The organism is Mycolicibacterium chitae (genome assembly GCF_900637205.1).
GTDB lineage: Bacteria > Actinomycetota > Actinomycetes > Mycobacteriales > Mycobacteriaceae > Mycobacterium > Mycobacterium chitae.
This window is the reverse complement of the sequence record NZ_LR134355.1, coordinates 2,790,311-2,809,694: the sequence shown is the minus strand read 5'-3', so window position 1 is coordinate 2,809,694 and position 19,384 is coordinate 2,790,311. Positions and strand designations below refer to the sequence as shown.

The following is a 19,384-nucleotide window of genomic DNA, read 5'->3' as shown; positions in this document are numbered from 1 at the left end:
TTTCCTTCCCCCAGGAGAACCATGGCGTTCACAGATCCTGCTCTACCGGGCGTCGAGTCCCCGGCAGAGTCCCCACGACCCGCATCGTTGCGCAAGCGAGCACTGATCGTCGGTGTCGCTCTGGTCGGTGCTTCGGCGATCACAGCGAGTCCAGCGACTGCAGCCGTACCGGCCCTGGCATCCGCGAAGGCCTACGAGGTCCAATTGGCCGCCGCGGTCGACCCTTTGGCGACGTGGCAATCCACTTTCGAGACGGCGTTCGGTCATATCCAGTACGGGCTGAACGAAATGGGCACGCTGTACCCGGTGCTCGGCCAGGAGCTGCTGCAGGTGGCGCCGGCGTTGTTCCAGGAGTTCGGCGGCATGCTGACCAACGTCGGTGGCTGGCAGCAGGTGATGAACAATCTGCCGGGATACGCCGAACGCATCCAGGCCGCGATCGAGGCCAGCCAAGAGGCCGGCGATGTCCCTGACGACATCCCGACCTTCGACGAGATGATCCAGAATGTCTCGGGCTATCTCCAGAACTATGAATTCAACAACGCTTTCGCGGAATTCAACCAGTACTTCCTGTGGAACGCCGGTGGTGGGGCCTGGCCGTTGCTGCGTGAGCTCACGATCGGTACCGAGATTCTGCAGACCGTCGGGGCCTACCGTCTCGCCAGCGCGTGGGATGCGTTGTTCGTCGGCCCGGATGGGCAAGGCGGCGCCGTCACCGATCTCACCATGTACGTGTTCGGGCCGGTCGTCACCGCTGCGATGGCGTTCACCGAAAGTCTGGATGACATCGCCGCTGCGGCGATCGACAACGACTGGGAGAACGCAGTTGCGCACTTGCTCAACATCGCGCCCAACACACTCAACGCCTACCTCAACGGTCACAACCCTCGTGTTTCCGGGTTTGACTGGGACTGGGCGGGCGCGCTCACCAACCTCGGAACCCTCGAGTACTTCGCGTTCAAGCTCCCGCGTGATCTGACTTGGGCGCTGCTGAACCCCCTGGTTCCGGAGGAGTCGGAAGCCGCCGAACTGGCGGGGCTGCCGGAAGCCACCTCGACCAGGCTGGCCGCGGTGAAGAGTCTGCTGAACCTGGATCTCGGTGCGCTGGTCCCGGGAGCCGAATCCGACACGGACGGAGCGGAATCCGGCACGGTGGTCGAGAAGGTCATCGACAAGATCGTCAACGGCGAGGAGACCGCCGAGACTGTCGAGGGCGAGGAGTCCACCGAGACTGTCGAGGGTGAGGAGTCCACCGAGACTGTCGAGGGTGAGGAGTCCACCGAGACTGTCGAGGGTGAGGAGTCCACCGAGACTGTCGAGGGTGAGGAGACCGCCGAAACCGGTTCCGAGGTTGTCGAGACGCCTCCCGCCACCGACAGTGAGACGGCTCCGGTCGTGACCGCGCCGGTCGAAGATGTGGTCGAGGACGCGCCGGTGTTGGAGGAAAAGGCGGATTCCGCCGCAGAGTCCGCCAAGACCGGCCTCGACAACACCAAGAACAAGATCCGCTCGATCCGGAACAAGCTCGCCGATCGTTTCGGCGGCAAGGGCGAGTCCAGCAAGCCGTCCAGCTCCAAGCCGGGCAGCGACTCCTCGGAGAGCAAGTCCGACAAGAGCGACTCCGGGTCCAGCACCGATAAGTCCAAGTCGGACAGCAAGTCCGGGTCGGAAAGCTCCAAGTCGGACAGCGCCAAGTCGAGCAGCGGTTCTGACAGCAAGTCGGACCGCGGCAGCGATTCGAAGCGCAAGAGCAAGTCCAGCGACAGCGACTAGAGTCGCACCCCCATGCGGCGGCTGGCCCCCTTACCTGAGGAGGGGGCCAGCCGTCGTATCGCAGCCAAGAGAGATGCACCTTCGATGACGTCCGCCAGCTCTCGCCGCAACCGCGTCCGAGTCGCGGCTCTCGACGTGGTGCACAGTCGGCGTTGGACGACGGTGCTGGTGGGCCCGTTGGAACTGCCGCCCAGGGCTCAACTGTTGGAGCGTTACGCGGCGCTGGTCGAGCGGGGAGTATCGGCTCGACTGAGCCTGGAACCCTCGCTCGAGAGCCGTCGGTGGCAGCAGCTGCCGATCGACGCGTCGAAGGTGATTACCGCGATCGACGCGGCGCCGCGGGGCGAACCCTCTACCGCGCTGGTGCCGCTGGTGCGGGCGATGCGCACCACCGACATCGCCGGCGGGGTTCGGATCCTCTGCGCCGGTGACCAATTGGCGATCGACTTCTGTCACGGGCTGGGGGAGGTGGCCCTGGTGCATCTGATTCTCGATGTGCTGCTCGGCGCCGTGGACCCCCGCGATCCGGACCTGCTCGCGCCCTACCGCAATCGGCTGTCCCCGTTGGTTCGCGCGGGCCTGCAGACCTTCGGCACCAGTCCCCGCCGCGTCGCGGCCGTCCTCGCGGAATACCGGCAGCGCGCAACCCGGTCGGTGACCGATCTGCCCCCGGACCAGGTGCGTGAACCATTCCGGCCCGCCGCCACCACCGGGGTCGTGGGACTGCCGTCCGCCGCGGTCGCCGAGCTGCGGGAACGACGCGATGCCAGCCTGCCGGGCGTCAGCCTGGTGGCCCTGAGCACCCAGGCATTGTGGGAAGCGTTCACGGATACCGATCTGGCCGTGGACGACTCAGTGACGATTCCGTTCGACGTACGCCGCTATCTGCGGGCGGGGACCAGCACGCTGAGCCCGTTCACCGCCGGTCTGGACTACATCCTGGGCGCCGGGGACGGCCCGCGACAGTTGCAGGCGGACATGGATCGATCCGCGCGCAGTGGACGTCCGGTGGCGAACCTGCTGATGGGCACCGTCAAGACCCGTCTGGGCCGGCGACGCGCGGTTGCCGACGTCCATCCGGTGCGCCCGCGAATGAGATTGCTGCACTCCAACGTCGGGACGCCCGAGCGCTCCGGTCGCTGGCCCTTCACCGATCCGCGTTCGGGGTACATGCTGGTCGCCAGCGACCCGGCCGGCCCCGAGGGCGTCACGGTCACCTCGGCGGCGATGTCCGGCAATCTCTGGCTCACCGCCGAATTCCACGGCAGCGTCTTCGACCCAGATCAGGTCGAGACCGCACTGGGCACCGTCGCCGACCGGATGTATGACTTGACCTCGGGTGGGCACAGTAGGCTGGCGGCATGCCAAAACCGCCCGCTACCCCGATGATCGCCCCGTCGATCCTGGCTGCTGACTTTGCCCGGTTGGCCGAGGAGACCGCCGCGGTCGCCGGGGCCGACTGGTTGCACGTGGACGTCATGGACAACCACTTCGTCCCCAATCTGACGCTCGGCATGCCGGTGGTGGAGAGCCTGCTGAAGGTCACCGACATCCCGATGGACTGCCACCTGATGATCGCCGCACCCGAGCGCTGGGCGCCGCCGTACGCCGAGGCCGGCGCCCACAACGTGACCTTTCACGCCGAGGCCACCGACAATCCGATCGCGGTGGCCCGCGACATCCGCGCCGCCGGCGCCAAGGCCGGGTTGGCGGTCAAGCCGGGCACCCCGCTGGAGCCCTATCTGGAGATCCTGCGGGATTTCGACACCCTGCTGATCATGTCCGTGGAACCCGGATTCGGCGGGCAGAAGTTCATTCCCGAGGTGCTGCCCAAGGTGGAGACCGCCCGCCGCTTGGTGGACGCGGGCGAACTGAAGATCCTCGTCGAGATCGACGGCGGTATCAACGACGAGACCATCGAGGCCGCGGCGGCGGCCGGGGTCGACTGTTTCGTCGCGGGGTCGGCGGTCTATGGCGTCGAGGAACCCGCGGCGGCGGTGCGGTCGCTGCGCGAACAGGCCGCCAAGGCCTCGCCGCATCTGCGGCTATGAGCTTCGAGGCCGCCATGCGGTTGGCCATCGCGCAGGCCGACCGGGTCAAGGGCACCACGTATCCGAACCCGCCGGTGGGCGCCGTCGTGCTGGATTCGGCCGGCGACATCGTCGGCGTGGGGGCCACCGAACCCGTCGGCGGCGCGCACGCGGAGGTCGTGGCTTTGCGCGCGGCGGGGGAGCGGGCGCGCGGCGGCACCGCGGTGGTCACCCTGGAGCCGTGCAACCATCACGGCCGCACTCCACCGTGTGTGGATGCGCTTCTGGCGGCGGGCATTTCGACCGTCGTCCATGCGGTGGCCGACCCCAATCCGGTGGCCGCCGACGGCGCGGCGCGACTTGCCGGGGCCGGTGTCACCACGGTGCCCGGGGTGCTCGGGGCCGAGGTCGCCGGCGGTTCGTTGCGCGAGTGGCTGCACAAGCTGCGGACCGGTCGTCCCCACGTCACCTGGAAGGTCGCGGGCAGCGTCGACGGACGCAGCGCGGCGGCCGACGGCACCAGCCAGTGGATCACCAGCCCGCAGGCCCGCGCGGATGTGCATCTGCGGCGCGCGGCCGCCGACGCGGTGATCGTCGGAACGGGCACGGTCGTCGCCGACGACCCCGCGCTCACGGCAAGGACCCCGGACGGTGCGCTCTACGACCGGCAACCGCTGCGCGTCGTGGTCGGCCTGCGCGAGGTGGCCGCGGATCGCAAAGTGCGCAACGCGGATTCGCCCACGATGCTGCTGCGCACCCGCGACCCCGCCGAGGTCCTGCGCGCGCTGGCCGATCGCACCGACCTGTTCCTCGAGTCCGGGCCCGCGCTGGCCTCGGCGTTCCTGCGGGCCGGGCTCATCGACCGGATCCTGGCCTACGTGGCACCGGTGCTGATCGGCGGTCCCAACACGGTGATCGACACCATCGGCGTCGACACGCTGACCCAGGCCCCGCGCTGGAGCTACGACAGCGTGCTGCGGGTGGGGCCGGACGTGCTGCTGAGCCTGGTCCCGGACTGATCCGGCTAGGCCGAACTCGCCAGCACCTCAACAGTTTTGCTGCAGAAGGCCGGCAGATCATCGGGTTTGCGGCTCGACACCAACGTGTTCGGCCCGTCCGTGCACACCGTGACCTCCTCGTCCACCCAACTGCCCCCGGCGTTGACGATGTCGGTGCGCACGCTGGGCCACGAGGTCAGCTTCCGGCCGCGCAGCACCTCGGCCTCCACCAGCGTCCAGGGCCCGTGGCAGATCACCGCGACAGGCTTGCCGGCATCGAAGAACGCCTTGGCGAAACCCACCGCATCGGAGTTGGTGCGCAGATTGTCGGGATTGGCCACGCCGCCGGGCAGCACCAGACCCGCATAGTCGCCCACCTCGGCGTCGGCGGCGGCGACGTCGGCCTCGAAGGTGTCCGCCTCGGTCAGGTGGTTGAACGCCTGCACCTTGCCGGTCTCGGTCGACACCAACACCGGCGAACCGCCGGCCTGCTGGACGGCCTCCCACGGTTGGGTCAGTTCCACCTGTTCCACGCCCTCCTGGGCGACCAGGAACGCGACTTTCTTACCTGTCAGATCATTCGTCATACCCGCCGGGTACCCGATCGATCCGTCTTCTAGCGCGGATCCCGGCGCCGGTGCGCACCGCCGCCGCCGGCGGGCAGGCGGGTGGTGGCCGCTTCGTCGGCCCGGGCCGCGCCGAGCACCTGAGTGGCGGGTTCCGCGTCGTCCCGGGGATCGAGATCCGGGCCGGGGGATCCCTCGTCGGCGTGGGTGTGCTTGCCGGCGATCAGCAGGCCGATGGCCGCACCGACCACGCAGACGATTGCGGTGACGCCGAACATCTCGCCGTACTGCATCGAGAACGCCAGCTGGTAGCGGGCCGCCTCGGCGGCGAGCTTGGCGGCCAACGTCTCGCCACCCTCGCTGGGCAGGGTCGCCAGGATCTGGTTGAAGCGGTACAGGCCCCATGCCGACAGCGCCGCGACGCCGATCAGCATGCCCGTCATGCGCGCCACCACGACCAGCGACGAGGCGATGCCGTGCTGAGCCGACGGCACCACGCGCAGCGCGGCCGACGTCAGCGGCCCGATCACCAGGCCCAGGCCGAATCCGGCGATCACCAGGTCGGTGCTGAACGCCGGAAGTTCGAACAGGCCCAGGTCATGGCTGACCGACAGCACGTCGACGCGCCAGTGCGACACCAGCCAGTAGGCGAACGCGGCGATGAGCATGCCGACGAACACCACGATGCGGTCGCCCACGCGGGTCGCGATGACGCCGCCGAGCACCGCGCCCACCGGCAGGGCGGCCAGGAACCAGCTCAACTTCAGCGCCGCTTCCACCTGGTCCAGGCCCAGCACACCCTGGCCGAACAGCTCGACGTTGACCAGCGTGACCATCAGTGCGGCCCCCGCACACAGCGAGGTGCCCAGCGCGGCCAGGAACGGCACGAACTTCACACCGGCCGGCTCGATGAGTTTGGTGCGCGAGACCCGTTCCCAGACGAAGAACGCCAGCGTGACGATCAGCGCGATGCCGACCAGCAGCAGACCGTTGCTCGGCAGCACTTCCTTGCCGTCGGGCTCGGGGTTGTACAGACCGATCACCAGCAGCCCGAGCGCAATGGCCAGCAGCAGCCCGCCGACCACGTCGACCCGCTCGCGCGGACCGGCGCCGCGATCGCGGCCCGGGACGCTGAAGTGGATCATCACCATGGCCAGCAGCGCCAGCGGGATGTTGATCCAGAACACGTCGCGCCAGGTGTTGAGCATCGACACCACCGCGATGCCCCACAGCGGGCCGAGCACGCAGCCCAGCTCCTGGGCGGCACCGATGCCGCCGAGCACCGCGGCGCGGTTGCGGGCGGCCCACAGGTCGGCCGCCAGGGCCAGCGTCACCGGGAGCAGGGCGCCGGCGGCGATACCGAGGATGACGCGACCGATCACCAGCGTCGTCAGGTCCTCGGCCAGCGCCGTGACCACCGAACCGATCGCGAAGCCGGCCAGGCCCACCTGCAGCACCAGCTTGCGGCCCACCCGGTCGGAGGCCCGGCCCAGCAGCGGCATGGCCGCGATGTAGCCGAGCAGATAGCCGGTGATGATCGGCGCGACCTGCTGGATCTTGTTGATCGGGATGCCGACGTCTCGCATGATGTCGGTCATGATCGTGACCACGACGTAGGTGTCGATGGCCCCGAGCAGGACTGCGAGCCCGCCCGCGCTGATCGCGGTCCAGCGCCTCGTTTCCGGGCGCATTACACCTGCGGCTTGGTGACGGTGACGGGCTCGTTCCACTTCGACAGGGTCAGCTCGATGGAGCTGTCACCGGTCGGCTCGATCTGAGCGCGCACCAGGTTGTGGTCGCCGCCGTTCTCGATCCACGCGGTGCCCGGCACGGGCGAGGTGGCCTTCAGCGAGGGGATCAGCTGGTTGACCGCGTCGGCGCTGACCTCACCGGTGACCCGGACGGTGTCGATGCCGTCGATCTGCTCGGTGCCCTCGGACTTGGCGTCGGAGAAGTTGGCCAGGATGTTGGCCACCCCGGCCTCGGGGTTCAGGATCGTCGACGGGTCGTAGATGTCGGCGGCCGGTCCCATGTCCAACCAGCTGTCGGGGGTCAGCGCCGCGAACAAGGTGCTGTCGATGACGACGAGGTCGACGTCGACATCGGAGCCCGCCATCGTGATCTTGGCGCTGCCCTGCACGGCGGTGGCCGGCACGTTGGTCAGGTCGCCCGAGAGCTGCTTGACGGGCAGGCCCTCGATGGTGCCGTCGACGAGGATCTCGAGGTGGGCGCTCTGCAGGCCCTTGGTGGTTTGGCTGGACTGCTGCAGCAGGCCGGGCGCGTCGGGCAGCGACTCCGCGGGGGCATCGGAGCCCGAGGAGCAGCCCACCACCAATGCGGTGGCGGCGCCGGCGGCGGCAAGGGACAGGACAATCCGGGACACAAGTCGGCGCGGTTGCATGACTGCATCGTAGAGGGTGCCACCCCGCTGTCGGGCTTTTGAGCGCCCACCTGAGTAGCCTTACTGCCCGTGTTCACCGGAATCGTCGAAGAACTCGGCGAAGTCATCGCCAAAGAAGACCTGGCCGACGCGGCGCGTTTCGTCATCCGCGGACCCGTCGTCACTGCGGATGCCGGCCATGGCGATTCCATCGCCGTCAACGGGGTGTGCCTGACCGTCGTCGAGGTGTTGCCCGACGGGCAGTTCAGCGCCGACGTGATGGCCGAGACCCTGGACCGGTCCAGCCTGCAGGCGCTCGCGGCGGGGTCGCGGGTCAATCTCGAGCGCGCGGCCGCCGTCAACAGCCGCCTCGGCGGGCACATCGTGCAGGGCCACGTCGACGGCACCGGCACGGTGGTGTCGCGAACCCCATCCCAGCACTGGGAAGTGGTGCGGATCACGCTGCCCGAGGCGATCTCGCGGTACGTGGTGGAAAAGGGTTCGATCACCGTCGACGGCATCTCCCTGACCGTCTCCGGCCTGGGTGAACGCGACGAGAACACCGATTCGGCCTGGTTCGAGGTATCGCTGATCCCGACCACCCTGAGCATGACCACGCTGGGCGGCGCGCCCGTCGGCACGCCGGTCAACCTGGAGGTGGACGTCATCGCCAAATATGTTGAGCGTCTGCTCAGCGAGAAGGGGAAGTAACCGGCGCGCTCCGGTGGTTCATACTGGTGAGATATACCGTTTTTGAGCCCGTCGCGGGCTCCCAGCAGAAACCGGCAAGGTGGCGCAGATGACCAGGCTCGATACCGTCGAACGGGCGGTCGCCGATATCGCGGCGGGTAAGGCCGTGGTCGTCATCGACGACGAGGATCGCGAGAACGAGGGCGACCTGATCTTCGCGGCCGAGAAGGCCACCCCGGAACTCGTTGCGTTCATGGTCCGCTACACCTCCGGTTATCTGTGCGTGCCGCTGGCCGGCGAGGTGTGCGACAAGCTGGGCCTGCTGCCGATGTACGCGGTCAACCAGGACAAGCACGGCACCGCCTACACCGTCACCGTCGACGCCAAAGTGGGTGTGGGAACCGGTATCTCGGCCTCCGACCGGGCCACCACCATGCGGCTGCTGGCCGACCCCGAGGCCGTCGCCGATGACTTCACCAAGCCGGGACACGTCGTCCCGCTGCGCGCCAAGGACGGCGGGGTGCTGCGGCGCCCGGGCCACACCGAGGCCGCGGTGGACCTGGCCCGGTTGGCGGGTCTGCAGCCGGCCGGCGCGATCTGCGAGATCGTCAGCCAGAAGGACGAAGGCGCGATGGCCCGCACCGAGGAACTGCGGGTGTTCGCCGACGAGCACCAGTTGGCCCTGATCTCCATCGCCGACCTCATCGAATGGCGGCGCAAGCACGAGAAGCACATCGAGCGCATCGCCGAGGCCCGGATCCCGACCCGGCACGGCGATTTCCGTGCGGTCGGCTACAGCAGCGTCTACGAGGACGTCGAACACGTCGCGCTGGTCCGCGGCGAGATCGCGGGGCCCAACAGCGACGGCGAGGACGTGCTGGTGCGGGTGCACTCCGAATGCCTCACCGGCGACGTGTTCGGTTCGCGGCGCTGCGACTGCGGTCCGCAACTGGACGCGGCCATGGCGATGGTGGCCCGCGAGGGCCGCGGCGTCGTGCTCTACATGCGCGGCCACGAGGGCCGGGGCATCGGCCTGATGCACAAGCTGCAGGCCTATCAGCTGCAGGACGCCGGCGACGACACCGTCGACGCCAACCTGAAGCTGGGCCTGCCCGCCGACGCCCGCGACTACGGCATCGGCGCGCAGATCCTGGTGGATCTCGGGATCCGGTCCATGCGGCTGCTGACCAACAACCCCGCCAAGCGCGTCGGCCTGGACGGCTACGGGCTGCACATCACCGAGCGGGTGCCGCTGCCGGTGCGCGCCAACGCCGACAACATCCGCTACCTGCTGACCAAGCGGGACCGGATGGGCCACGACCTGACCGGACTCGACGACTACCACGAGTCGACCACCATGGACGGCTACGACGAGGCGGTCTACCTGCTGGGCGACCGGCACACCCAGTCCGCGCCCGACGCGACCGGGAACAATCCGTGAGCGGCGGTGCGGGCATCCCGGATATGCCCGAACTCGACGCCGCCGACGTGTCCCTGGCCATCGTCGTGAGCACCTGGCACACCGCGATCTGTGATGCGCTGCTCGACGGCGCGCTGCGGGTCGCGAAGGCCGCCGGTGTCGCCGAACCCACCGTGGTGCGAGTGCTGGGCGCCATCGAAATCCCGGTGGTGGCCCAGGAGTTGGCCCGCCGGCACGACGCGGTGGTGGCCCTCGGCGTGGTGATCCGCGGCCAGACACCACATTTCGACTACGTCTGCGATGCGGTGACCCAAGGCCTGACCCGGGTCTCGCTGGACGAGGCCACCCCGGTGGCCAACGGCGTACTGACCACCGACACCGAGGAGCAGGCGCTCGACCGCGCGGGGCTGCCGGGATCGGCCGAGGACAAGGGCGAACAGGCGGCCGCGGCCGCCCTGAGCACCGCGCTGACCCTGCGGGATCTGCGCGCGGCCAGGTGAGATCCTTGGTCGACAAGCCCGTCTGGGACGCCGAGCTGCGTCCGAGGCTGACGCCGATCTTCGCGGTGGTCGCGGCGGTCATCATCGCCCTGGCGCACATCGTGGTCGGTTTCCTGTTGAAGATCGGTTCCAGCGGGGTGATCTTCCAGACCGCCGACCAGGTGGCCATCGGGATCCTCGGCGTGGTCATCGGCTGCGTGGTGCTGCTGTTCACCCGCCCCCGGCTGCGCATCGGTCCGCAGGGACTGGCGGTACGGAATTTGCTGGGCGAGAAGCTGATCAGCTGGTCCGACGTCGAAGGTGTCTCGTTTCACACCGGTGCGCGGTGGGCCCGCGTCGACCTGCCCGACTACGAATACCACCCGGTGATGGCGATCCAGGCGGTGGACAAGGCCCGCGCCGTCGAGGCCATGGACACCGTGCGCGCGCTGATGGACAAGTATCAGGTCGGCCGGTAGCTCGCGCGCCGGGAGCAGTCCCACGACGGTACTAGGCTGGAGCAGTGCCTGATCCGTCGACCTACCGCCCCGCCCCGGGATCCATCCCGGTCGAGCCCGGCGTCTACCGGTTCTCCGATCAGCACGGCCGGGTCATCTACGTCGGCAAGGCCAAGAGCCTGCGCAGCCGCCTCACGTCGTACTTCGCCGATGTCGCGAGTCTGCACCCGCGCACCCGGCAGATGGTCACCACCGCCGCCAAGGTGGAGTGGACCGTCGTCAACACCGAGGTCGAAGCGCTGCAGCTCGAGTACAACTGGATCAAGGAATTCGATCCGCGCTTCAACGTCCGCTACCGCGACGACAAGTCCTACCCGGTGCTGGCCGTCACGCTCAACGAGGAATTCCCCCGGCTGTTCGTCTACCGCGGGCCGCGGCGCAAGGGGGTGCGCTACTTCGGGCCGTACTCGCACGCCTGGGCCATCCGCGAGACCGTCGACCTGCTCACCCGGGTGTTCCCGGCGCGCACCTGCTCGGCGGGAGTGTTCAAGCGACACAGCCAGATCGGGCGACCGTGCCTGCTCGGCTACATCGACAAGTGTTCGGCGCCGTGTGTGGGACGGGTCAGCGCGGAGGAGCATCGCAAGATCGTCCAGGACTTCTGCGACTTCCTGTCCGGCAGGACCGACCGGTTCGCGCGCGAGCTCGAACAGCGGATGACCGCCGCGGCCGAGGAGCTCGATTTCGAGCGGGCCGCCCGACTGCGCGACGATCTCTCGGCGCTGCGCCGCGCCCTGGAGAAGCAGGCCGTGGTGTTCGGCGACGGGACCGACGCCGACGTCGTGGCGTTCGCCGACGACGAACTCGAGGCCGCCGTGCAGGTCTTCCATGTTCGCGGCGGGCGGGTGCGCGGTCAGCGCGGCTGGATCGTCGAGAAATCCAGTGAGCCGGGCGATCTGGTGGAGACCGTGCAGGAGCAGCTGGTCGAACAGTTCCTCACTCAGTTCTACGGTGAACAGGCCGAGTTGGGCAGCGCCAGCGACGGCGGCGGCGACGAGGCGACCAACCCGGTACCGCGCGAGGTGCTGGTGCCGTGCCTGCCCGGTGACGCCGAGCAGGTCGCCGAGTGGCTGTCGCGGTTGCGGGGCTCGAAGGTGGCGCTGCGGGTGCCGCGGCGCGGCGACAAGAAGGCTCTGGCGGAGACCGTGCGCCGCAACGCCGTCGAGGCGCTGCAGCAGCACAAGCTCAAGCGGGCCGGCGACTTCAACGCGAGATCGGCTGCCCTGCAGAGTATCCAGGAGGCGCTCGGGCTGGCCGAGGCGCCGTTGCGCATCGAATGCGTGGACATCAGCCACGTGCAGGGCACCGACGTGGTGGCCTCGCTGGTGGTGTTCGAGGACGGGTTGCCGCGCAAGTCCGACTACCGGCACTACAGCATCAAGGAAGCCGCCGGCGATGGCCGCTCCGACGACGTGGCCTCCATCGCCGAGGTCACCCGGCGCCGGTTCTGGCGGCATCTGCAGGACACCAAGAACCCCGAAGAGTTTGCCCCGGAAGGAAAGTCGCGCAAGTTCGCCTACCCGCCCAACCTCTACGTGGTGGACGGCGGTGCGCCCCAGGTGAATGCGGCCGCGGCGGTGCTCGAGGACCTGGGCATCACCGACGTCGCCGTCGTCGGCCTGGCCAAGCGGCTCGAGGAGATCTGGGTGCCCGGCGAACCGGACCCGGTGATCATGCCGCGCACCAGCGAGGGCCTGTACCTGTTGCAGCGGGTCCGCGACGAGGCGCACCGCTTTGCCATCACCTTCCACCGCAGCAAACGCTCGAAGCGGATGACGGCCTCGGCGCTGGACTCCATTCCCGGCCTGGGGGAGCATCGGCGCAAGGCGCTGGTGACCCACTTCGGCTCGGTGGCCCGACTCAAGCAGGCCTCGGTCGACGAGATCACCTCGGTGCCCGGGATCGGGGTGGCCACCGCCACCGCGGTGCTCGACGCGCTGGGGGTGCGAGCCGATTCCGAGGTATCCACACCAACAGAGGCCGCGGTGGGCGATGATGGCATCGCTGAACGGACATCGAGATGACTGACGATACAGACGAAGTGGTACGCGAGGCCGACACGGGACAGATCGGAGCGGACCGCGAAACCGGTATCGACGTGGTGCTGGTCACCGGCCTGTCCGGGGCCGGGCGCGGCACCGCGGCGAAGGTCCTCGAGGACCTCGGCTGGTACGTCGCCGACAACCTGCCGCCGGAATTGATCGCCCGGATGGTCGAGCTGGGTCTGGCTGCGGGCTCGCGCATCACCCAGCTCGCGGTGGTGATGGACTCGCGCTCGCGGGGCTTCACCGGCAACCTGGATTCGGTGCACCACGAGCTGGCCGCCCGCGGCATCGTCCCGCGCGTGCTGTTCCTCGAGGCCTCGGACGAGATGCTGGTCCGCCGCTATGAGAACAACCGGCGCAGCCACCCGATGCAGGGTGATCTGACGCTGGCCGAGGGGATCGCCGCCGAGCGATCGATGCTGGCGCCCGTGCGGGCCGCCGCCGACCTGGTGATCGACACCTCCCGGCTGTCGGTGCGGGAGCTGCGGGAGGTCATCGAGGGCGCGTTCGGGACGGAGACCGCTCCGGTCACGAGTGTCACCGTCGAGTCCTTTGGGTACAAGTACGGCTTGCCGATGGATTCCGACATGGTGATGGACGTGCGCTTCTTGCCGAACCCGCATTGGGTCGACGAGTTGCGTCCGCACACCGGCCAACACCCGGCGGTGCGCGACTACGTGCTGGCCCAACCCGGCGCCGAACACTTCCTGGGCACCTACCATGAACTGCTGGGGCTGGTGGTCGATGGCTACCGGCGGGAGGGCAAGCGATACATGACGGTGGCCATCGGCTGTACCGGGGGCAAGCACCGCAGCGTGGCGATGGCCGAGGCGCTGGCGGAGCGACTGCGCAAAGGTGAGGGCCTGGCGGTGCGGGTACTGCACCGGGATCTGGGGCGCGAATGACCCCGCAGCGCATCGTCGCGCTCGGCGGCGGCCACGGCCTCTACGCCACGCTGTCGGCGGCACGGCGGCTCACCCCGCACGTCACCGCGGTGGTGACGGTCGCCGACGACGGTGGATCCTCGGGGCGGCTGCGCAGCGAACTCGACATCGTGCCGCCCGGCGATCTGCGAATGGCCCTGGCCGCCTTGGCATCCGACAGTCCCCACGGGCGGTTGTGGGCGACCATCATCCAGCATCGGTTCGGCGGTAACGGCGCGCTGGCCGGGCATCCGATCGGCAACCTGATGCTGGCCGGTCTCAACGAGGTGCTGGCCGACCCGGTGGCCGCGCTCGACGAGGTGGGACGGATCCTCGGGGTCAAGGGCCGGGTGCTGCCGATGTGTCCCATCGCGCTGCAGATCGAGGCCGATGTGGCCGGCCTGGAGTCCGACCCCCGGATGAGCCGGTCGATCCGCGGGCAGGTGGCCATCGCCACGACCCCCGGCAAGGTCCGCCGCGTCCGGTTGCTGCCGGGCAACCCGCCGGCCACCCGCCAGGCCGTCGACGCGATCATGGACGCCGACCTGGTGGTGCTGGGCCCGGGTTCGTGGTTCACCAGCGTCATCCCGCATTTGCTGGTGCCGGGGTTGGCGGCCGCGCTGCGGGCGACCACCGCCCGTCGGGCGCTGGTGCTCAACCTCGCCGACCAACCCGGCGAAACCGCGGGCTTCTCGGCCGAACGGCACCTGCATGTGCTTGCTCAGCACGCTCCCGAGTTCACCGTGCACGACATCGTCGTGGACGCGACCAGGGTCGCCGGCGAGCGCGAACGCGAACAACTGCGCCGCACGGCCGGCGTCTTGGACGCCCGGGTACAGTTTGCTGACGTGTCTCGACCTGGTACCCCATTACATGACCCGGCAAAGCTGGCGTCGGCCCTGGAAGCGGTGTGCCGCCCGGGGGAGATGCCGACCGTACCCACGACGGCTACGGTGCCGACGATGGCTCCTGGCGAACCGGATGGAACGCGGCCCAATGGACCGAGAGGTGACGACCCGTGGCGATGACGGCTGAGGTGAAGGACGAACTGAGCCGACTGGTGGTTAATTCCGTCAGCGCGCGGCGCGCCGAGGTGGCGTCGCTGCTGCGGTTCGCCGGGGGACTGCACATCGTGGCCGGTCGCGTGGTGGTCGAGGCCGAGGTCGACCTGGGCATCATCGCCCGGCGGCTGCGCAAGGACATCTTCGATCTGTACGGCTACAACGCCATCGTGCACGTGCTCTCGGCCAGCGGTATCCGCAAGAACACCCGGTATGTCGTGCGGGTGGCCAAGGACGGCGAGGCGCTGGCCCGCCAGACCGGGCTGCTGGACCTGCGCGGCCGTCCCGTGCGGGGGCTCCCGGCCCAGGTGGTCGGCGGCAACGTCGGCGACGCCGAGGCAGCCTGGCGCGGCGCGTTTTTGGCGCACGGTTCGCTGACCGAACCGGGCCGCTCCTCGGCGCTGGAGGTCAGCTGCCCCGGGCCGGAGGCGGCGCTGGCGCTCGTCGGCGCGGCCCGGCGACTCGGCGTCAGCGCCAAGGCCCGCGAGGTCCGCGGCGCGGACCGGGTGGTGGTGCGCGACGGTGAGGCCATCGGCGCGCTGCTGACCCGGATGGGCGCCCAGGACACCCGGCTGACCTGGGAGGAGCGGCGCATGCGCCGCGAGGTCCGGGCCACCGCCAACCGGCTGGCCAACTTCGATGACGCCAACCTGCGCCGCTCGGCGCGGGCCGCGGTCGCCGCGGCCGCCCGGGTGGAACGCGCCCTGGCCATCCTCGGCGACACCGTGCCGGACCACCTTGCCGCCGCCGGAAAGCTCCGGGTCGAACACCGGCAGGCCTCACTCGAGGAACTCGGCCGCCTGGCCGATCCGCCGATGACGAAAGACGCTGTGGCCGGCCGTATTCGGCGGTTGCTGTCGATGGCCGACCGCAAGGCCAAGCAAGACGGGATCCCCGACACCGAGTCCGCGGTCACCCCGGAACTGCTCGAGGACGCCTGACCGGATCGGTTTGTGCTGAATGGCTTCCGCTTAGAACGGTGGGGTTAGCGCATTTGGACGTGTGGCTGAGATCGCTTGTCTGACCGGAACGTTTTGACGGATGGCCACTACGAGCCTGCCGCCAGGACTAACATTCCGCGTAGGGACATTCAGATGATGGGGGAGACGCGTGGTCGCCATACAGGTGGAGCGCATGATCGGGGCGTCTCCGGAACGCGTCTTCTCCTGGCTTGCAGACCCCGCCAATTTGGTCGCCGCACCGCTGATTCTCAGAGCCCGGTGGGCGTCGGATTCACAGGAGCCCGGTGTCGGCGCTATTCGAGAAGCTGCGGCTGTCGGTATATGGCTTCGTGAGGAAATCACCGCATACGACCCGCCGCGAAGTTACTCATATCGGATCATCCGTTCCATTCCGGTGCTCAACCATGAGGGTGGAAGCTTGAGATTCACTCCGGCTGATGGCGGCACACGGGTCAGTTGGGACACAACGTACACCCACCCCTTGATGTCGGGTGGAAAAGTGCTGGAGGCGGTCACTTCACGCGTGTTCCCATGGAACTTCCGAGCCGTTCTTGACAGTTGCGCACGCGAACTCGAGGACTAGTTTTCGGTACAGCTTCCGTCCTCGAGACGGGCGGCCGTAAACCGGTACGCGCGGAGGCCCGGCCAGTTCGTTTAGAACGGTGGGGGTTTGGTGCGTTCGGCGACGTGGGCGTCGTTGAGTGCGCGTTCGGTTTTGATGCGGTATTCGCGGGCTTTGGCGCGGGTTTGTGTGCGGCGCGGCATTTTCAGGGTCCGGCCGGGTGCGTCTTGCGGCGGCGGCGGTTGAGTGCCGGGGCCGGTGGGTGGTGCGGGGGTGTGGGTGTTCCAGTCGGGGAACAGCAGTGCGGCACCGGGTTTGGACCGGTAGGTGTGGCCGGTGGGGGTGGTGATGACGATGGTGCCGTCGGGCAGTTGTTCGTCGTGCCAGCCGGGCCAGAAAGTCTTGGCCAGGTGATGTTTTCGGCAGTAGCAGCCGAGGTTGGCGGGGTGGGTGGGGCCGTGTGGGTAGGGGGCGGGTGTGGTCGATGTCGGTGGCGAAGGCCGGCCGTGGGCAGCCGGGGAACCGACAGGTCAGGTCGCGCAGGCGCACGAAGGTGGCCAGCGCGGCCGAGGGCCGGTAGCGGGGTTCGGCCGCGGTCGGGGTGGGCACGGGGCGCACGCGGGCGCCGCGGGCGATCAGGTCCTGGAGCAGCGGGGCGGGGATGATGCCGCCGCGGCCTTCGACGAGCAGGGCCGGCTTGGGCCGCGGCCCCGAGGGTGCCGGCCCGTCCGGGCCCGGGGAGGGCGGGGCCGCAGGGTCGGGTTTGGGTTCCTCGCCGTGCAGGCTTTCCTCGGTGTCGGCCGGGGTGGTGAGGGTGGCGTGTTCGGCGACGACGTGGACGATCACGTTGGTGGCGCGGCCGTCGTCGGCGGTGGCGGGGCAGTCGGGGGACCCGCACAGGCAGGCGAGGTGGTCGGCGTTGTTGCCCAGGGCGCCGAGGGCATCGGCGCGGCGTTGGGCCACGGTGCGGGGGTCGCCGGTGCAGACGGCGGTGGCCATGGCGGTCAGGCGTTTGTCGAGGGCGGCGGCGTCGGTGGCCAGCAGCCGTCCCCATAGGGCGGTGGTGCCGCTTTGTTCGTCGGGGTCGGCGATGGTGATGTCGCGGTTGCGGGCGTTGCCGGCTGCGCGGCGGACCGCGCCGGGGTCGATCTCGTCGACGAGCACGTCGAGGGATTGGATGAGTTTGTAGTCCGACAGTGGGCCCCAGGTGTGGGCTTGTTCGGCGATGCGGGCATCGAGGGTGGCGATGGCTTCGGGGTTGAAGACCAGGTAGGTGCGGTCGGCGATGAGTTGGGCGGTGTGGGCGGTGATGGTGCCGGCCAGGACCAGGGCGCCGACTTTGGGGAAGCGTTCGCGCAGGGTGATGGCCAGGTTCATCAGGGTGGTGGCGCGCCCGTGGCTGATGTTTAAGGCGGCGGCGATCTCGGCGGCGGTGGCGTCCCAGTCGTCGCAGGCCCAGTCGGGGTGCTCGTCGGTGCAGCGGCGGGTGACGAATTCGGCGACCGCGGCCAGTCGTCGTCCTTCGGCGGCCGCCGCAGCGGTCGACCATCCGCAGATGGCGTCGATCAACCCGGCATCGGGACACGCGCGCAGCGCCCCAGGCTCCGGCAACGACCCATCGAACATATGTGCAATGTTATTTGCCCATCCGGACGTCGGGCCCGGCCCGACAACGCGCCTGTGGATCAAGTCCGAACTGTGGATAGACCGCTCACACTCGTCGACGATGCCGCATTGCTGATCTTCACCCGCCGGCATACGGCCGAATAACCCGGGTCCCCAAGACCTTCGACACACCGGTACCCAGCGGTGGGGCACGCAGCGCCGATTCGGCATCTCCGCGGGAGCCGCCGAGGAATGGCAACCAACCTGCGCGTCGGGAAAAGCACACCATTAGGCTGATCGGGAGTACTTCATCGAAGCCGGACCAAAGAGGAGAGACAAGTGACCATCCGGGTTGGCGTAAACGGCTTCGGCCGCATCGGCCGTAACTTCTACCGTGCGCTCGCGGCGCAGAAGGCGCTGGGCCAGAACACCGACATCGAGATCGTTGCCGTCAACGACCTCACCGACAACGCCAGCCTGGCGCACCTGCTGAAGTTCGACTCCATCCTGGGCCGGCTGCCCGAGGACGTCAGCCTCGAGGGCGAGGACACCATCGTCATCGGCGACACCAAGATCAAGGCGCTCGAGGTCAAAGAAGGGCCCGCGGCGCTGCCGTGGGGTGACCTCGGTGTCGACGTCGTCGTCGAGTCCACCGGTATCTTCACCGCCCGCGCCAAGGCTCAAGGCCACCTCGACGCCGGCGCCAAGAAGGTCATCATCTCCGCGCCGGCCAGCGACGAGGACATCACCATCGTGCTCGGCGTCAACGACGACAAGTACGACGGCAGCCAGAACATCATCTCCAACGCCTCGTGCACCACGAACTGCCTGGGCCCGCTGGCCAAGGTCCTCAACGACGAGTTCGGCATCGTCAAGGGCCTGATGACCACCATCCACGCCTACACCCAGGACCAGAACCTGCAGGACGGCCCGCACAAGGATCTGCGTCGCGCCCGCGCCGCCGCGATCAACATCGTGCCGACCTCCACCGGTGCGGCCAAGGCCATCGGCCTGGTCCTGCCCGAGCTCAAGGGCAAGCTCGACGGCTACGCGCTGCGGGTGCCGATCCCCACCGGCTCGGTCACCGACCTGACCGCCGAGCTGGCCAAGCCCGGCAGCGTCGAGGACATCAACGCCGCCATGAAGGCCGCCGCCGACGGACCGCTCAAGGGCATCCTCAAGTACTACGACGCGCCGATCGTCTCCAGCGACATCGTCACCGACCCGCACAGCTCGCTGTATGACGCAGGCCTCACCAAGGTGATCGACAATCAGGCCAAGGTGGTCTCCTGGTACGACAACGAGTGGGGTTACTCGAACCGTCTGGTCGACCTCATCGCACTGGTCGGCAAGTCGCTCTAATCGGACCGGA

Annotated in this window: 18 protein-coding genes; 14 read left to right on the top strand and 4 right to left on the bottom strand. The window is 68.8% G+C overall.

Features of this window, described 5'->3' with window-relative positions; genetic code table 11:
- Positions 1-288: 288 nt before the first annotated feature.
- The 4 genes from EL338_RS13245 (at position 289) to ribD (ending at position 4,822) form a co-directional block, all read left to right on the top strand.
- Entirely contained in the window at positions 289-1,773 is a 1,485-nt protein-coding gene (locus tag EL338_RS13245) for a hypothetical protein (RefSeq protein WP_126334178.1), read from the top strand.
- 84 nt (positions 1,774-1,857) lie between these two features.
- Entirely contained in the window at positions 1,858-3,162 is a 1,305-nt protein-coding gene (locus EL338_RS13240; RefSeq protein ID WP_126334177.1) for a hypothetical protein, read from the top strand.
- Positions 3,135-3,824: a ribulose-phosphate 3-epimerase gene (gene rpe, locus EL338_RS13235; RefSeq protein WP_126334176.1), complete on the top strand. Its 690-nt coding sequence runs from the start codon at positions 3,135-3,137 to the stop codon at positions 3,822-3,824. Before EL338_RS13240 ends, rpe begins: the two co-directional genes overlap by 28 nt.
- The gene (ribD, locus tag EL338_RS13230; protein ID WP_126334175.1) at positions 3,821-4,822 is read left to right on the top strand and encodes a bifunctional diaminohydroxyphosphoribosylaminopyrimidine deaminase/5-amino-6-(5-phosphoribosylamino)uracil reductase RibD; all 1,002 of its coding nucleotides are present in this window, start codon (positions 3,821-3,823) and stop codon (positions 4,820-4,822) included. The genes rpe and ribD overlap by 4 nt, the downstream gene beginning before the upstream one ends.
- 5 nt (positions 4,823-4,827) lie before the next feature.
- On the opposite strand, the gene EL338_RS13225 is transcribed toward ribD, so the two are convergent.
- The 3 genes from EL338_RS13225 to EL338_RS13215 are packed head-to-tail and all read right to left on the bottom strand — an operon-like array spanning position 4,828 to position 7,768.
- Positions 4,828-5,388 (bottom strand): type 1 glutamine amidotransferase domain-containing protein, encoded by a 561-nt coding sequence (locus EL338_RS13225; protein ID WP_126334174.1) that lies wholly within the window; start codon positions 5,386-5,388, stop codon positions 4,828-4,830.
- 29 nt (positions 5,389-5,417) lie between these two features.
- Entirely contained in the window at positions 5,418-7,058 is a 1,641-nt protein-coding gene (locus EL338_RS13220) for an MFS transporter (RefSeq protein ID WP_126334173.1), read from the bottom strand.
- The gene (locus EL338_RS13215) at positions 7,058-7,768 is read right to left on the bottom strand and encodes an LppX_LprAFG lipoprotein (protein WP_126334172.1); all 711 of its coding nucleotides are present in this window, start codon (positions 7,766-7,768) and stop codon (positions 7,058-7,060) included. Before EL338_RS13215 ends, EL338_RS13220 begins: the two co-directional genes overlap by 1 nt.
- A 69-nt stretch (positions 7,769-7,837) precedes the next feature.
- Between EL338_RS13215 and EL338_RS13210 the strand changes: the two genes are divergently transcribed.
- From EL338_RS13210 to EL338_RS13170, 9 genes are all read left to right on the top strand, one after another.
- Positions 7,838-8,458 carry a riboflavin synthase gene (locus EL338_RS13210; protein ID WP_126334171.1) on the top strand — a complete coding sequence of 207 codons (621 nt, stop codon included), beginning with the start codon at positions 7,838-7,840 and terminating at the stop codon, positions 8,456-8,458.
- An 88-nt stretch (positions 8,459-8,546) separates the two neighbouring features.
- Entirely contained in the window at positions 8,547-9,878 is a 1,332-nt protein-coding gene (locus EL338_RS13205; protein WP_126334170.1) for a bifunctional 3,4-dihydroxy-2-butanone-4-phosphate synthase/GTP cyclohydrolase II, read from the top strand.
- Positions 9,875-10,357 carry a 6,7-dimethyl-8-ribityllumazine synthase gene (ribH, locus tag EL338_RS13200; protein ID WP_126334169.1) on the top strand — a complete coding sequence of 161 codons (483 nt, stop codon included), beginning with the start codon at positions 9,875-9,877 and terminating at the stop codon, positions 10,355-10,357. The genes EL338_RS13205 and ribH overlap by 4 nt, the downstream gene beginning before the upstream one ends.
- A 5-nt stretch (positions 10,358-10,362) precedes the next feature.
- Positions 10,363-10,815: a PH domain-containing protein gene (locus EL338_RS13195; protein WP_126334168.1), complete on the top strand. Its 453-nt coding sequence runs from the start codon at positions 10,363-10,365 to the stop codon at positions 10,813-10,815.
- A gap of 44 nt (positions 10,816-10,859) precedes the next feature.
- The gene (gene uvrC, locus EL338_RS13190) at positions 10,860-12,878 is read left to right on the top strand and encodes an excinuclease ABC subunit UvrC (RefSeq protein ID WP_126334167.1); all 2,019 of its coding nucleotides are present in this window, start codon (positions 10,860-10,862) and stop codon (positions 12,876-12,878) included.
- Positions 12,875-13,804 carry an RNase adapter RapZ gene (gene rapZ / locus EL338_RS13185; RefSeq protein ID WP_126334166.1) on the top strand — a complete coding sequence of 310 codons (930 nt, stop codon included), beginning with the start codon at positions 12,875-12,877 and terminating at the stop codon, positions 13,802-13,804. The genes uvrC and rapZ overlap by 4 nt, the downstream gene beginning before the upstream one ends.
- Positions 13,801-14,850 carry a uridine diphosphate-N-acetylglucosamine-binding protein YvcK gene (yvcK, locus tag EL338_RS13180; RefSeq protein WP_126334165.1) on the top strand — a complete coding sequence of 350 codons (1,050 nt, stop codon included), beginning with the start codon at positions 13,801-13,803 and terminating at the stop codon, positions 14,848-14,850. Before rapZ ends, yvcK begins: the two co-directional genes overlap by 4 nt.
- Positions 14,847-15,824, top strand: coding sequence for a DNA-binding protein WhiA (whiA, locus tag EL338_RS13175; protein WP_126336843.1), 978 nt, complete (start codon positions 14,847-14,849; stop codon positions 15,822-15,824). The genes yvcK and whiA overlap by 4 nt, the downstream gene beginning before the upstream one ends.
- Before the next feature lie 193 nt (positions 15,825-16,017).
- Positions 16,018-16,428: an SRPBCC family protein gene (locus tag EL338_RS13170; RefSeq protein WP_309474061.1), complete on the top strand. Its 411-nt coding sequence runs from the start codon at positions 16,018-16,020 to the stop codon at positions 16,426-16,428.
- Here the strand turns inward: EL338_RS13170 and EL338_RS13165 are convergent.
- Positions 16,363-18,033, bottom strand: a complete 1,671-nt coding sequence (locus tag EL338_RS13165) for a DUF222 domain-containing protein (protein WP_309474051.1) — start codon at positions 18,031-18,033, stop codon at positions 16,363-16,365. The two genes, EL338_RS13170 and EL338_RS13165, sit on opposite strands and share 66 nt — an antisense overlap.
- A gap of 318 nt (positions 18,034-18,351) precedes the next feature.
- On the opposite strand from EL338_RS13165, the gene gap reads away from it, so the two are divergent.
- Complete coding sequence (gene gap, locus EL338_RS13160; RefSeq protein ID WP_126334163.1) at positions 18,352-19,374, top strand: type I glyceraldehyde-3-phosphate dehydrogenase; 1,023 nt, start codon at positions 18,352-18,354, stop codon at positions 19,372-19,374.
- Positions 19,375-19,384: the final 10 nt, after the last annotated feature.